At 56.8% G+C, this 14,640-nt stretch carries 13 protein-coding genes; 10 read left to right on the plus strand and 3 right to left on the minus strand.

Annotation, left to right across the window (positions count from 1 at the left end; all coding sequences use genetic code 11):
- Positions 1 to 17: 17 nt before the first annotated feature.
- Positions 18 to 1,628, minus strand: a complete 1,611-nt coding sequence (locus HALO_RS19530; protein ID WP_050713898.1) for an ABC transporter substrate-binding protein — start codon at positions 1,626 to 1,628, stop codon at positions 18 to 20.
- Between the two features lie 30 nt (positions 1,629 to 1,658).
- Positions 1,659 to 3,185: a M81 family metallopeptidase gene (locus HALO_RS19535; RefSeq protein WP_050713899.1), complete on the minus strand. Its 1,527-nt coding sequence runs from the start codon at positions 3,183 to 3,185 to the stop codon at positions 1,659 to 1,661.
- Between the two features lie 147 nt (positions 3,186 to 3,332).
- Here HALO_RS19535 and HALO_RS19540 point away from each other — a divergent pair, with 147 nt between their 5' ends.
- From HALO_RS19540 to secF, 6 genes are all read left to right on the plus strand, one after another.
- Positions 3,333 to 4,274 carry a LysR family transcriptional regulator gene (locus tag HALO_RS19540; RefSeq protein ID WP_172821687.1) on the plus strand — a complete coding sequence of 314 codons (942 nt, stop codon included), beginning with the start codon at positions 3,333 to 3,335 and terminating at the stop codon, positions 4,272 to 4,274.
- A 105-nt stretch (positions 4,275 to 4,379) separates the two neighbouring features.
- Positions 4,380 to 5,411: a tRNA preQ1(34) S-adenosylmethionine ribosyltransferase-isomerase QueA gene (gene queA, locus HALO_RS19545; RefSeq protein ID WP_035576682.1), complete on the plus strand. Its 1,032-nt coding sequence runs from the start codon at positions 4,380 to 4,382 to the stop codon at positions 5,409 to 5,411.
- A 94-nt stretch (positions 5,412 to 5,505) separates the two neighbouring features.
- Entirely contained in the window at positions 5,506 to 6,627 is a 1,122-nt protein-coding gene (gene tgt / locus HALO_RS19550; protein WP_081899132.1) for a tRNA guanosine(34) transglycosylase Tgt, read from the plus strand.
- Positions 6,628 to 6,751: 124 nt separating this feature from the next.
- A complete protein-coding gene (gene yajC / locus HALO_RS19555) occupies positions 6,752 to 7,078 on the plus strand; it encodes a preprotein translocase subunit YajC (RefSeq protein ID WP_007111584.1) in 327 nt (108 codons plus the stop codon).
- Between the two features lie 132 nt (positions 7,079 to 7,210).
- Entirely contained in the window at positions 7,211 to 9,064 is a 1,854-nt protein-coding gene (secD, locus tag HALO_RS19560; protein ID WP_050714216.1) for a protein translocase subunit SecD, read from the plus strand.
- 64 nt (positions 9,065 to 9,128) lie between these two features.
- On the plus strand, positions 9,129 to 10,055 hold the full coding sequence (gene secF, locus HALO_RS19565) for a protein translocase subunit SecF (RefSeq protein WP_035576680.1): 927 nt from the start codon (positions 9,129 to 9,131) through the stop codon (positions 10,053 to 10,055).
- 100 nt (positions 10,056 to 10,155) lie between these two features.
- Here secF and HALO_RS19570 read toward each other — a convergent pair whose 3' ends face one another.
- Positions 10,156 to 10,950, minus strand: a complete 795-nt coding sequence (locus HALO_RS19570; RefSeq protein WP_035576679.1) for an inositol monophosphatase family protein — start codon at positions 10,948 to 10,950, stop codon at positions 10,156 to 10,158.
- A gap of 170 nt (positions 10,951 to 11,120) precedes the next feature.
- Here HALO_RS19570 and HALO_RS19575 point away from each other — a divergent pair, with 170 nt between their 5' ends.
- The 4 genes from HALO_RS19575 (at position 11,121) to HALO_RS19590 (ending at position 14,632) form a co-directional block, all read left to right on the plus strand.
- The gene (locus HALO_RS19575) at positions 11,121 to 11,873 is read left to right on the plus strand and encodes an RNA methyltransferase (RefSeq protein ID WP_035583048.1); all 753 of its coding nucleotides are present in this window, start codon (positions 11,121 to 11,123) and stop codon (positions 11,871 to 11,873) included.
- Positions 11,874 to 11,986: 113 nt separating this feature from the next.
- Entirely contained in the window at positions 11,987 to 12,850 is an 864-nt protein-coding gene (gene cysE, locus HALO_RS19580; protein ID WP_035576678.1) for a serine O-acetyltransferase, read from the plus strand.
- Between the two features lie 78 nt (positions 12,851 to 12,928).
- Positions 12,929 to 13,396, plus strand: a complete 468-nt coding sequence (locus HALO_RS19585) for a Fe-S cluster assembly transcription factor (protein ID WP_050713901.1) — start codon at positions 12,929 to 12,931, stop codon at positions 13,394 to 13,396.
- A gap of 39 nt (positions 13,397 to 13,435) precedes the next feature.
- On the plus strand, positions 13,436 to 14,632 hold the full coding sequence (locus HALO_RS19590; RefSeq protein ID WP_050713902.1) for an aminotransferase class V-fold PLP-dependent enzyme: 1,197 nt from the start codon (positions 13,436 to 13,438) through the stop codon (positions 14,630 to 14,632).
- Positions 14,633 to 14,640 lie beyond the last annotated feature (8 nt).

The raw sequence follows: 14,640 nt of genomic DNA on the forward strand, positions 1-14,640 counted from the left end.
CGCGCMCTGGCAATACCTTATTCGCTCTTAGTCAGGTTCCAGAACACCGGCACAGGCCCTTTGAGCACACCGTCGAGCTGGTTGGACCAGGAGGAGACCGAGCGATAATCGCCTAGCGGCACATAGATAACCTGTTCAAGCGCATGGACTTGGATCGCCTCTGCGATGCGCTCCCGCTCTTCATCACTCTCCGCCATGGCAAAGTCCAGGCGCATGGCTTCCAGCTCTTCATCCTTGGGCCAGCCGAAGAAACTACCCTCTCGCCCTTGGGCGTTGAGCATCGGGTTGACGATAGGATTCCACACTTCCGGGATAATCCAGTTGGTAAAGAACATGTTCCAACCTCCATCCGCGGGATCATTCTGGCTGGCACGTCGCGTCACCAGCGTCTGCCAGTCCATCGGCTGCATTTCGACATTAAAACCGGCCTGACGCAGTGCTTGAGCAGCCACCACCGGCTGGGGAGAGACCGTTGCCACATCGGTGGGCTGTAGCATGACTACCGGAGTACCATCATAATCGGCCTCTTCCAGCAGCTCGCGGGCTCGCTCAAGATCGCCTGTGGCCATCCAGGTATCGGTACCAGCATCACTGCCTAACGGCGTCGTGCAACCGAAGAAAGAGCCACATGTTTCGTAGTAATCAGCATTGCCAACCAAGGCCGCAAGCACATCCTCTTGATTCATAGCCAGCATCGCCGCCTGACGAATACGCACATCATCAAAGGGTGGGTAGAGGAAGTTCATCCGCCCCATGGTCTGGCTGCCCATCTCGCTGAGTGTCTCAAGGATTAGGTCGTCATTGGTTTCAAGCAGCGGCGCCAGATCAAGCGGCACCTGCTCAATGAAATCGATATCTCCACTGCCCAAGGCGTTAATAGCCGTTTGTTGGTCGGGCATGGTGATCCACTCGACGCGGTCAACATTGACCACCTTGCCGCCCGCCGTCCAACTTGGCGGCTCATCACGGGGCACGTACTCCTCGAACTTGGTATATACAACCCGATTACCGGGCTGGAACTCGTCAGCAACAAAACGGAAAGGGCCAGAACCGATCTGCTCAGGAATTGCCTCTTCAGGACTTGTGCTCGCCAGACGCTCGGGCATCATGAATGCGGGAACAGAGGAAGGCTTGGCAAGCAGCTCAAGTACATAGCTAAACGGTGAAGATAAGGTCAGGGTAATGGTGCGTTCGTCGCTGGCTTCAAGCGATTCGACATGGTCCATCAACATCAAACCACCGGAGTCGCGTTTTGCCCATCGCTCAAGGGAGGCAACACAGTCGGCAGCGGTGACCGCCTCGCCATCGTGCCAGGTAAGTCCGTCGCGCAGCGTGAAGGTATATACCAAGCCGTCATCAGAGATTTCCCAATCGGCCATCTGCGGCTGTGGCTGGAACTCTTCATTCATGCCGAGCAGGGTATCGAACACCATATAACCGTGATTACGGGTGATATGCGCCGTGGTCAGGATTGGATCAATGATCCGCACCCCTGAATGCATAACTGCGTTGACGGTTTGCGCCTGAGTCTCGGCAACAAATGACATTGCACCAAAGCTGAGCAGCGKCGCACTTAGCAGGCTCCGAACCATGCCAGGAGACGATTTAATCAATACTGTAGATTGCATCGTGATACCTCTTTTTTCTTGGTGATAGAACTACTCTGAGTGGCCAACCAAATTAGATTGCGAAGCCTCATCAGGAGGAACAAAAGGCTCTCCCATGGGACGAGTTCGGATACCCGGCGCTAAGTAGCGCCAGGGCAGCTCACTGGGGTCAGCCGCCATTGGGCCAGGCGATTTGGCGATCAAAATAGCCGCAGCGATCGGCTGAAAATCGGCACGAAAATGTACCGAGCTTTTGAGCACTAAAATCTTCTTTACCTCAGGCTCAATACCCACCATGCGCAGCAGGTTGCGATCTAGTAGTTGGCTCTTACGACTGGTCACTAAGATCGCCACGCCACCTACTCTTAACTGCGCACTGGGGCCGAGATCGACCTGATTGCCGTGCATCATTGGGCCGTCGAAACGACAGCGGCCATCGCTCAGGCGCACCACCTCGAACTCGGCTTCCAGTGGTGCATCGCCAACACTTGGCTCTCCACCCAACGCAAGCAAAATCCGTGCCCCCTCACCCCCGGCATGTGCTTTTGCAGCCGCCACCGGGTCACAAATCAACCCTAAGGCGGCGTCTTGGGCATCCGCTTCCACCAGCGCACGCAACATACCGGTGGTGGTTGCATCTCCCCCGGCACCTGGGTTGTCCTGGGTATCGGCGATAACCACTGGCTTGCTTTCACCACTCGCAAGCCGCATCGCTTCAGCAACAGCCTCTTTAGGCGTCAGGAAAGGGACTTGCCAGTGGGGTTCAAGAGTGACGATTTCGTCAGCAAGCCTTGCCACTTCAGTCTCTAATAGCTCACGGTCAGGCCCGTGCCCCCACACCACTGGCCCGCATTCAGCAAAGTCGGCCGCAGGGAAGCCAGCGGCGAATGAGCACATGCCATTACTGCGCCGGTCATGCTCGACAAGCCCGTGATAGACACCCTGGGCGGGKTCAAGAAAGGTGCTGCCAGCGGAGATAGGAATAAGGAAAGGAATTCGCCGCGACACGAGGTGTAATTGCTCGCCATCGAAGATGCGTTTGAGCAGTCCCATTGCAAGGGCGCCCGTTTCAGCCATATCCACATGCGGATAAGTGCGAAAGGCCACCAGGCCCGAAGCGGCTTCAAGCATGCGCTGGGTAACATTAGCGTGGAGGTCAAGGCTAGCCACTATTGGCATCTCACTGCCGACGATCTCACGCAATCTAGCGAGTAATTCACCTTCGCCATCTGCAAGATGTTCGCAAACCATCGCCCCGTGCAAATCGAGATAAATAGCGTCAAAACTGTCTGATGCGGCAGCAGCCGTTATTTCACCGGAAATACGCTCGAAGGCCTCCTGAGTCACATGCGCCGAAGGGCTTGCTGCTGCCCATATCACTGGTAAAACCTGATGCCCATCGGCTAAGGCAGCAGTGATAAACCCTCCAATCGGTATATTTACCTTTTCTAACTTAAGTATCTCATCGGTTCGACATAGAGCGGGGAATCCTCCCCCTTGAACAAAGCTTGAGTAGCCCGCCCTGGTAGGCGCAAAGGTATTGGTTTCATGCTGAAAACCTGCGATCAAGATATTCATGCACCACTCCTAGACTTAAGTATATGACGCAGTGCAGCAGCATCATGTTTTTCACTCTAGGCGTGGCATAGACAGACATGCAATGACCAATGCATCATGAAAGTGTTGCCCATTGAGCAACACTTGGCTAATTAGATGGAAGCAGACATGTCACAGCGTCCCTCATTAAGTAAGGAAGGATTTAATTCACGTCGAATGCGCTACGCCTTCGAAGCCATTACACAAGGCTCTATACGCCGGGCAGCCGATAAACTCGACATCGAACCATCCGTGATCAGTCGTCAAATTGCCCGTCTGGAAGCCGAGCTAGGCGTAAAGTTGTTGGAACGTCATGGGCGTGGGGTGCGCGCCACTGAAGCGGGGGAGTTGCTGCTGGATTTTCAGCGCGAGCGCCAAGCAGCGGAAACAGCTCTGTTAAGTGATTTTTCTGAGCTAGACAACCTCAGTAGAGGCACGCTACGTCTAGCGATTAGTGAAGGCTACAGCGCCACCTTGATGAGTGAAGTCATCAACAATTTTTCCCAACGACATCCGCAGCTGTTTTTTGAAGTAACCCACGCGAGCGTCAATCAGGTAGTTACTCGGGTGATGGAGGGAGATGCACACCTAGGGGTCGCTTATTCACCGCACCTACTACCGGGCGTTCAATCGATTGCCTCAGCGTGCCAACCAGTATGCGCGGTGATGCACCCCGACCATCCACTTAACTGTCTTCCATTACCACTGTCACTGGATGACATTCTTCACTACCCGCTCGGGCTGATTTCCCAGGGCTATGGCTTACGTCAACTGGTTGACACTGTGGAAGTCATCGACAAACGCCACTTCMCGCCAAGCCTAGTCAGCAATTCATTAGCGACCCTGAAGCAGTACGTATCGGCCGGTCATGCGGTAACGTTTATGCCAGCGGTGGCCCTCAGGCATGAGCTCGCACGTGGCCAACTAGTAGCGCTAAGCATTGCTCACCCCGTCTTTGCTGAGGCGGAATCGCATCTTATTGTGCGTCAGCACCGACCGCTATCATTGGCTGCTTCCCGGTTAATCGAAGAAATATGCAGCATTTATCCTTTTGCCAGAACCTCGCTATGAAACTCTCGCCGACACGCCTGACTTCAAGCGAGTAGTCGAGTATCCTATCGCCTCTCTGCTGGGCCGCTCTCAGCTCCTTCTACCACTGGTGAAACGTTTTACCTCATGCAGCGCTCCGATTTCTATTACCAGCTACCCGACGAATTAATTGCTCGCTACCCTTCTGAGCAGCGTAGCGACTGCCGTTTGCTGTGCGTGGATGGCCAGAGCGGCGCGTTGGAACACCGCCGCTTTCCTGATTTGCTTGAGCTTCTTGAGCCTGGCGACCTGCTGGTGTTTAACGATACCCGGGTGATTCCAGCGCGCCTGCACGGCCATAAGGCCAGCGGCGGCAAGGTGGAGATGCTGCTCGAGCGCCCGCTGGATGCTCACCGTGGCCTGGCGCATATTCGTTCAAGCAAATCGCCGAAACCTGGTACCGAGCTGATTTTCGAAGGTGACGTTCACGCCGTCGTAGAAGGCCGCCGCGATGCACTGTTCGAGCTGCGCTTTCTGGGCGATACGCCAATGATTGCGCTGCTGGAAAAGCACGGCCATATGCCGCTGCCACCTTATATCACCCGGGAAGATGAGCTCAGCGACCGTGAGCGCTACCAAACTGTTTACGCGCGGCGTGACGGCGCGGTGGCGGCGCCTACGGCGGGGCTGCATTTTGACCAACCGCTGCTGGATGCCCTCGCGGATAAAGGTATTAACCGCGCCTTTGTTACGCTGCATGTGGGCGCAGGCACCTTTCAGCCGGTGCGGGTGGACAATATTCTTGAACACCATATGCACAGCGAGTGGATCGAAGTTACCGAAGAGACCTGCCGGCAGGTGCGCGAGACCCTGGCAGCAGGCAAACGTGTAGTGGCGGTCGGCACCACCAGCGTGCGTTGCCTGGAAAGCGCCTGCATGAAAAGCAGCGATGGGCAGATCGCGCCCTATAGCGGCGACACCGATATTTTCATCTACCCCGGTTACCAGTGGCGCTGTGTGGATGCTTTAATTACCAACTTCCATTTGCCTGAATCGACGCTGCTGATGCTGGTCTCCGCCTTTGTGGGCTATGACACCACCATGCACGCCTACCAACGGGCAGTGGCCGAGCGCTATGCGTTTTTTAGCTATGGCGATGCCATGCTGCTGACCCGCTAGTTGTTGACTGCTGATTGTTGACCCGCTGGCCCTGCACCCGTCGCGCCAAACGAACGAGATTAACGAGTTACTTTATATGCGAAACGAATGCTTTATGCGCTTTGAGCGCCTGGCCGACGATGGCCGCGCCCGCCGCGGCCGCCTCCACTTCCCCCGCGGCACGGTGGAAACCCCGGCGTTTATGCCAGTAGGCACCTACGGCACGGTAAAAGGTATGACGCCAGATTCCGTCAAAGAGATCGGCGCCGAAATCATCCTGGGTAACACCTTTCACCTCTGGCTGCGCCCCGGTACCGAGGTGATTGAAGCCCACGGCGACCTGCACGATTTTGCCCAGTGGGATAAACCCATCCTCACCGACTCCGGCGGTTTTCAGGTCTTTTCGCTAGGCGAGACGCGCAAAATCACCGAGCAGGGCGTGCATTTCCGCTCGCCGGTGGATGGCAGCAAAGTCTTTATGGGCCCGGAAGAGTCCATGGCGGTTCAGCGCTCGCTAGGCTCCGATGTAGTGATGATCTTTGACGAGTGCACGCCCTACCCGGCCACCTTTGATGAAGCCGAGAAGTCGATGGAGCTGTCGCTGCGCTGGGCCAAACGCTCCCGCGAAGCTCACGGCGATTCGCCTTCCGCGCTGTTCGGCATTATTCAGGGCGGCATGCACCCTGAGCTGCGCGAACGCTCGCTCAAAGGGCTGCTTGAGATCGGCTTTGATGGTTTGGCGATTGGCGGTCTCTCGGTGGGCGAGCCTAAAGAAGAGATGATCAAAGTGCTCGACTACCTGCCCACCTGGATGCCCGATGAGAAGCCACGCTATTTAATGGGGGTCGGCAAGCCCGAAGACCTGGTGGAAGGCGTGCGCCGGGGTGTGGATATGTTCGATTGCGTGATGCCTACCCGCAATGCCCGTAACGGCCACCTGTTTACCTCGGAAGGCACGGTTAAAATCCGTAACGCCAAGCATCGTTTCGATACTCGCCCGCTTGATGAAGAGTGCGACTGCCATACCTGCCAGCATTTCTCCCGGGGCTATTTACACCATCTGGATCGCTGTAATGAAATGCTCGGCTCGATGCTTAACACCATCCACAACTTACGCTACTACCAGCGTGTAATGGCTGATTTGCGCGCGGCAATTGAAGCGGGTACATTGACGGCCTTTGTGGAAGGCTTTTATGCACGGCGCGGCCTGTCGGTGCCTCCCCTAAGCCAGCCCTAGCGAATTAATCGCCACGCGCCCTGGCGCGTGGKTTAAACTGTTTGGCCATGTTTTATAAACTATGTTTTTAAAACCAAGTTTTATAAACCAAGCTTAAGCTTTTCTAACTCAGGAGTTCTCTGCAATGCTGGATTTCTTTATCTCACCAGCCCATGCCCAAGAAGCCGCCGCTGGCGGTGGTATTGCGCAAATCGTGATGCTGGTTGGCTTCGTGCTGATTTTCTACTTCCTGTTGTGGCGCCCGCAAGCCAAGCGCGCTAAGCAGCACAAGCAGCTGGTCACCAATCTGGATAAAGGCGATGAGATCGTCATTGGCGGCGGTTTGGTGGGTCGTATTACTAAAGTGAGCGACGAATTCCTGACCATCGAGATCTCTGAAGGCACCGAAGTTAACGTGCAGAAGAACGCCGTTGCCGCCGTACTGCCTAAAGGCACCATCAAGTCCATCTAAACCTTGTAATTCCCCCTGCCGACCAGTGCCAGCCACCCCGGCAGGGGTGACATGGTATAAATGATGGTGAACTTTGCTGTGCACGGCGTGTCCGTGCACAGCATTCCGTTTGTAATTGAAGGCAGGGCTTGCATGCTCAACCGTTACCCCCTGTGGAAGTATCTGCTGATACTGGTCGTCCTGGTGGTTGGCCTTATCTACTCGCTTCCCAATCTATTCCCCGAAGATCCCGCCATCCAAATTAGCAGCGCCCAAGGCGACTCGCTGGATGCGCGTCAGATAGACCGTGTTGAAACCGCGCTCAGCGAAAACGATATTGCGATCAAAGCGCTCGAAGAAGAGAACGGGCAGTGGCTCATTCGCTTGCGCCACGACGATGATCAACTTCCTGCACGCGACATTGCCACTGACCTGTTAGGCGATGAGGCAACGGTAGCCCTGAACCTCGCTGAAGCAACGCCCGAGTGGCTGCAGGCGTTTTCCGCCTCACCCATGACGCTGGGCCTTGATTTACGCGGGGGCGTGCACTTCCTGCTGGAAGTGGATATGGACGCGGCGCTTACCCAGCGTCTTGAGGTTAACGCCAGCGCCATGCGTGAACTGCTGCGTGATGAGCGGATTCGTTACCGCAATACCGATATCGAAGAGCGCTCGCTGTCGATCGATTTTGCCAGCGCCGAAGACCGCGATACCGCGCGCAGCCTGATCAGTCGTGACTTCCCTGACTTTGAATACAGCAGCGAGGGCGATGGTCGCGCCTCAACGCTGGTGATGACGCTGAGTGATCAATCCGTCAGCGAAATCCAGGACTACGCGATCAACCAGAACTTGACCACCCTGCGCAACCGGGTCAATGAGCTGGGTGTGGCGGAGCCGATGGTGCAGCGCCAAGGCCCCAACCAAATTGTCGTAGAGCTGCCGGGCATCCAGGATACCGTGGCAGCCAAGCGGATTGTGGGCGCTACCGCTAACCTGGAATTCCGCCTGGAAGCGCGCAACGACACGCCGGATAACGAAACAGAAACGCTTGGCTTTCGTAATGACACATCGCGCACTGCTGAGCTAATGCGCGATGTAATTATTACCGGCGACAGTGTTTCCAGCGCCAGCAACAGCTTCGATGAAAACGGCCGCCCGCAGGTCAATATTGATCTGGATGGCACCGGCGGTACGCTGATGAATCGCGCTACGCGGACCAATATTGGTCGCAATATGGCGGTGCTGKTTATCGAGCACAAAAGCGAGGACACGGTAGTCACCGACCCGGAAACGGGCGAAGAGACTATTGAGCGCGAGCCCTACGTTGAGCGCGGCTTGATCAGCTTGGCGACGATTCAAAGCGCGCTGGGCAACAGCTTCCGGATTMCCGGGCTGGACTCGCCTACTGAAGCCGCTGAGCTTGCGCTGCTGCTGCGTTCAGGCTCCCTTGCGGCACCCATCTACTTTGTCCAAGAGCGCACCATTGGGCCAAGCTTGGGCGCTGAAAACATTGAGCGTGGTTTGCTATCAGTCCAGATCGGCCTACTGCTGGTCGTGCTGTTTATGCTGGTGCGTTACAAGGTGTTTGGGGTATTTGCCAACATCGCCCTGGCGCTGAACTTAACGCTGCTGGTCGCGGTAATGTCGATGCTGGGCGCTACGCTGACGCTACCGGGCATTGCCGGTATCGTGCTGACGCTAGGCATGGCGGTGGATGCCAACGTGCTAATTTTCGAGCGAATACGCGAAGAGTTGCGCAATGGCATGTCGGTTCAGCAGGCGATTCAGGCTGGCTATGAGCGCGCTTTCACCTCCATCGTCGATGCCAACATCACTACGCTGCTGGTGGCCGTTATCCTGTTCTCGATTGGCACTGGCCCGGTTAAAGGGTTTGCCGTCACGCTCTCGATCGGCATTTTGACGTCGCTGTTCACGGCGTTAATGGTGACTCGCGCCATGGTCAACCTGACCTATGGCAGCAAACCCGTCAAAAAGCTGTGGATTTAAAGAGCATGAATTTAAACAGCATGGCTCTAAACCACGTGCTTAGCCCAGAACTTAAGAGGTGGTAATGAAACCCCTATCACACCTGCAAATCGACTTTATGGGGCGGCGTAAATTTGCGTATATCGTCTCAGCTGCAATGTTAATCGCGTCGATTGCTGCCATCATTTTTCAACAGCTTAACTTCGGGCTGGATTTTACTGGCGGCACGCTGATTGAGGTGCGCTACGGTGCTGCACCTTCATTAGATGCCATTCGGGTATTGCTCGAAGAGAGCGGCTTCCAAGATGTCTCGGTGCAAACCTTTGGGGCCTCGACAGAAGTACTGATCCGCCTCCAGCAGGCGTTTGATGCCGATGTGGGTGGCGAGGTGGTTAACCTGCTGCGCTCCAGTGGCGATAGCGTCGACCTTGTGCGCTCCGAGTTTGTTGGCTCCCAGGTGGGTGACCAACTGCGCGACCAGAGCGGACTGGGCATGCTGGTCGCACTCGGCGTGGTCATGCTCTATGTCGCCTTCCGCTTCCAGTACAAGTTTGCGATTGGTGCGCTGCTGGCCCTAATGCACGACGTGATCATCGTCGTCGGCGTTTTTGCGCTGTTCCAGCTCGACTTTGACCTCACCGTGCTGGCGGCTATCCTGGCAGTCATCGGCTACTCGCTGAACGACACCATCGTGGTTTATGACCGCGTCCGCGAAGCCATCCGCACCTCGCGTATCGACGATATGCCGCAGATCTTCAACGAAGCTATTAACGCCACGCTCTCGCGCACCCTGGCAACCTCGGGCACCACCTTATTGGTACTGCTCGCGCTGCTACTGTTGGGCGGCGATATGATTGAGAACTTCGCCATTGCGCTGCTGATTGGCATTGTGGTGGGCACTTTCTCCTCTATCTATATTGCTGCAGCGCTGCTGCTGCCGCTGAAGCTATCGCGGGAAGATTTGATCCCCACCAAGAAAGAGCTCGACGAAGAAGAGGAAGAGCTGCCTTAACGCTTACCGTAAAAGCACTCTTCTGGCATAACAAAATGCCCCTGCCGGTTTCCCAGCAGGGGCATTTTTTATTCGCCGTCGATGACGCAGGCAGAGCGGCTTAGAAGTGCGGCGTCAGCTGCTTGGTCAACGCTTTGTAGAGACGCGGCCCGGCAGCCATTAGCTGCCCTTCCACTTTCACCGAGGGCTGGCCGTCTGGCGTGCCCATCAAGGCGCCCGCCTCTTTCAAAAACAGCGTACCGACCTGCATGTCCTGCTCTTCAAGACCCAACACGAACGCACTGTCGACACGGCCACAGGCCAGTTCACAGAGATCCAGCAGCCCACAACCCGTGGCCAGCAGGGTTTCTACCTGGGGAGCAAGCTGCTGGGAAACGGTTAAATAAGCGGGTAGATGACGCGTGCGCAGCCAAGCTTCCGGCAGGCTCATGGCCAACCGCGTACCGCTAATGGCGGTCGGCTTGCTAACGCGCATACGCTTATCGTTGTGCTGGGCGCCGCGGCCGCGGCTAGCGATATATTCGTCGTCGGCGAACGGGCAGATGATCACCGCGTGCTCGGGACGACCTTTGATAAGACACACCACTGAGAGTGCAAAGCCCTTACCGGCAACGGCTAAATTGGAGTAGCCGTGCATTGGTTCAATTTTCCAGACGATATCCGCGCCTTCGCCTTCACCCGCGCGATGCGGCGTAAAGCGCCCGGAAACACCGTGCTGGGGGTAACCGCGTTCCAACTGCTGAACAATCGTCGCTTCGGCCTTGCGCGCTGTCTCGTCGAGCAGGCGGTCAAGATTAAATTCATCGTGAGCGTTTTCAATACGCTCGCGAACACGCAGGAAATGCTCAACAGCGCTGCGCGCTGCGCGCAACGTAAATTGGACCATCGGATTCATGGTTGGGCCTTGTCACAGTGATGTTAAAGAACGTGAAGCTAATAATAGGTTGGCGCAATATCCGCCTTTGGCGCGTAATTCTAGCAGACCGCTCTCGGGCATGCCATCGACTCATGCTAGACTGCGCGTTTTACGCTTATTTACCGAGCACTATTTCACCGGGCCCTATCATGCTTGAGCGCATTCGCATTGTATTAATCGGCACCAGCCATCCTGGCAATATCGGCGGCGTAGCCCGCGCCATGCACAATATGGGCTTGGCTGATTTGGCCCTTGTCGCCCCCCGCTGCGAGGTGATTACCCAGGACAGCATTTCCCGGGCGTCAGGCGCTGACCACCTCCTCCATCAAGCCAACGTTTACGCTACCCTAGAAGACGCGGTGACGGATTGCACGTTGACTGTGGGCGCCAGTGCACGTTCGCGCACGCTGCCCTGGCCGATGCTCTCGCCCCGGGCACTGGCCGACCGCCTGCCCGGCGAGTGCCAGCCTGCTGATGCCCGCGTGGCGCTGGTATTCGGGCGCGAAGACAGCGGCCTGACCAACGCAGAGCTACAGCGCTGCCACGCCCATGTGCATATCCCCACCAACGCCGATTTTAGCTCGCTTAATTTGGCCGCGGCGGTTCAGGTACTCGCCTATGAGTGTCGTATGGCCTGGCTAAGCCAGGCTGACGCCCCCGCAGTCGAAACTAATGCTGACGATGAGCTGGCCACCCACGCCGAGCTTGAGCGCTATTTTGAGCACTTAGAGCGCACGCTGATTGGTATTGATTTTCACGACCCCGATCAGCCGCGGCAGCTAATGGCAAGACTGCGCCGTTTATACCTGCGCGCCCGCCCAGAGCGTATGGAAATAAATATTTTGCGCGGAATTCTATCGGCCACCGAAAAGGCTGCGAACACCAAGCTGCCCAAACCGTAATGCATTAGGCTGGAAGCACTAACTTGAAGTTGACGCTGCGCGCCCCAACTTCGCTATTCTTAACGTGATTCCATTATTGATAGACGCCGCCCTTCAACGCCAAGGAACACCTCATGTTTCAACGTCTACGTGAAGACATCAACAGCGTATTTGACCGCGACCCAGCCGCACGTAACTTTCTTGAGGTGCTGACCAACTACCCCGGCCTGCACGCCCTGCTGCTGCATCGCTGCGGCCACTGGCTGTGGAAGAAAAACCTCAAATGGCTGGCGCGGACGCTGTCGACGTTTTCACGCTGGCTGACCGGTATTGAAATTCATCCGGGTGCCACTATTGGGCGGCGCTTTTTTATCGATCACGGCATGGGCGTGGTCATTGGCGAAACGGCACTGGTCGGCGATAACGTCACGCTCTACCAAGGAGTCACCCTGGGCGGCACCAGCTGGAGTAAAGGCAAGCGCCACCCAACCCTGGGCGATGGCGTCATTGTCGGTGCAGGCGCCAAGATACTCGGGCCTTTCACCGTGGGTGCCGGGGCCAAAATCGGCTCCAACGCGGTGGTTACCAAAGAAGTACCGCCGGGGTCTACCGTTGTTGGCATTCCCGGCAAAATTGTTAAACGTGCCGACCCAGATGTGGAAGAGGCATTGGACGTCGACCCTGCCCGCCGCGAAGCCATTTGCCAGAAATTTGGCTTTGATGCCTACGGCGTCAGCCAAGACATGCCCGACCCGGTGGCCCGCTCGATGCAGGCCATGCTCGACCATATGCACGCCGTGGATGAGCGTATTGAACGCATGTGCTCTACCTTGCGCAAGTTAGATGACAACTACCGCGATGGGCAGTTACCAGCGCTGCGCGATGAAGATTTTGCCGATATTTTGGATGAGCAGGATACCGGCTGCCCTGGCGTTGGCAAGCACTCGACCGATGAGTCGACCAGGGAGCACGAAACGCTGCCACCGCGTAATGGTTGACCAAAGCACTCAGGTTTTCCCATAATGGCAGCACATTTGCCGTTAGTGCGCTGAGCGTTCAGCGTCGAGGGGCTTGCCATGCGCTTGACCACCAAAGGCCGTTACGCCGTTACCGCCATGCTCGATTTAGCCCTGCATGCCCACAACGGCCCGACCAGCCTAAGCGATATCTCCCAGCGCCAAGAGATATCGCTCTCCTATTTAGAGCAGCTTTTTGCTCGCCTGCGGCGTGCAGGTTTGGTCAATAGCGTACGTGGCCCGGGCGGCGGCTACCTGCTTTCCCAACCCGCGGACGCGATTAGTGTTTCAAAGGTGATTGACGCGGTGAATGAAAGCGTTGATGCCMCCCGCTGCCAGGGGCTTTCCGACTGCCAGCAGGGCGACACCTGTTTGACGCACCATTTGTGGTGCGAGCTTTCCGTGCAGATACGCCACTTTCTGGACGATATGACGCTGGCACAACTGATGCTGCGCCCTGATGTCATACGTATTGCATCGCGACAGAAACAGCGTGCTGAGGCGGGTATTCTCGCCTCGGCMCCCTGATCTCACTTTTCCTGACCGAACAACCGCTGGAACGTAACGATGACCACACCCACGCTGCCCATTTACCTGGATTACGCCGCTACCAATCCGGCAGATGCCCGCGTGGTTGAGGTGATGCAGCGCTACCTGACGGTTGACCAGCTGTTCGCCAACCCGGCTTCGCGCAGCCACATGCTCGGCTGGCAGGCAGAACAGGTGATTGAGCAGGCGCGCCGCCAGGTGGCCGACGCCATTGGCGCCGATCCGAGAGAGATCGTCTGGACCAGCGGCGCGACAGAAGCAGATAACTTAGCGCTAATTGGCTTTATGCGCGCCAACCGCGAACGTGGCCTACACTTAGTCACCTCGACCATCGAGCATAAAGCCATCGTAGATACCGCCCTTGCGCTGGAAAAAGAGGGCTTTGAAGTCACTTGGCTAACGCCTGGGCGAGATGGCTGCATTCAACCCGAACAGCTGCGCGCGGCGATGCGCGACGACACCGCGCTGGTCTCGCTAATGGCGGTTAATAACGAACTGGGCAGCATCAACGATATCGCGGCCCTGGCGGCCGTCGCCCATGAGTTTGGCGCGGCCTTTCATACTGATGCCGCCCAGGCGGTAGGGCGTATTCCGCTAGACGTTGTGGCCCAGCAGATTGACCTGATGTCGCTGTCCGGCCATAAAACCTACGGCCCCAAAGGCGTGGGCGCGCTGTATGTGAAGCGCCACCCGGACATTCGCGTGGAAGCGCTGATTCATGGCGGTGGACATGAGCGCGGCATGCGCTCCGGCACACTGCCAACCCACCAGATTGCTGGCATGGGTGAAGCCTTTGCGCTAATGCACCAGCAGTACGACGAAGACAACGCCCATATTACGCGCTTGCAGCAGCGATTTCTGCGCGGCCTTGAAGGCGTCGAGGGTGTGTTTTCCAACACGCCCTTGGGTCACAAAGAGCCGCGCGCAGTACCCAACATTCTCAACTTGGCGTTTGAAGGCGTCGACGGTGAATCGCTACTGATGGCGCTACGCGATGTGGCGGTTTCTACCGGCTCGGCGTGCAACTCAGCCAGCGTCGACCCGTCCTACGTGCTGCTCGGCATCGGCACGCCSCGCTCGCTGGCGCTTTCGTCGCTGCGCTTTAGCTTCGGGCGCTTTACCACCGAAGCCGACATTGATCATGCGCTAACGCTCATACGCCATGCGGTGAGCGGTTTACGGACACCGCCACGCAAAGCGGCTGACACTTTTTAAGGAGGACG

Source organism: Halomonas sp. R57-5 (genome assembly GCF_900070345.1).
GTDB lineage: Bacteria > Pseudomonadota > Gammaproteobacteria > Pseudomonadales > Halomonadaceae > Vreelandella > Vreelandella ventosae_B.

What these genes read in the sequence shown, in the direction of transcription:
- HALO_RS19570 (WP_035576679.1), bottom strand. Translation starts at nt 10,950, where the DNA reads ATGAATCCGATGGTCCAATTTACGTTGCGCGCAGCGCGCAGCGCTGTT.
- queA (WP_035576682.1), top strand. Translation starts at nt 4,380, where the DNA reads ATGCAGCGCTCCGATTTCTATTACCAGCTACCCGACGAATTAATTGCT.
- cysE (WP_035576678.1), top strand. Translation starts at nt 11,987, where the DNA reads ATGTTTCAACGTCTACGTGAAGACATCAACAGCGTATTTGACCGCGAC.
- tgt (WP_081899132.1), top strand. Translation starts at nt 5,506, where the DNA reads ATGCGCTTTGAGCGCCTGGCCGACGATGGCCGCGCCCGCCGCGGCCGC.
- secF (WP_035576680.1), top strand. Translation starts at nt 9,129, where the DNA reads ATGAAACCCCTATCACACCTGCAAATCGACTTTATGGGGCGGCGTAAA.
- yajC (WP_007111584.1), top strand. Translation starts at nt 6,752, where the DNA reads ATGCTGGATTTCTTTATCTCACCAGCCCATGCCCAAGAAGCCGCCGCT.
- HALO_RS19575 (WP_035583048.1), top strand. Translation starts at nt 11,121, where the DNA reads ATGCTTGAGCGCATTCGCATTGTATTAATCGGCACCAGCCATCCTGGC.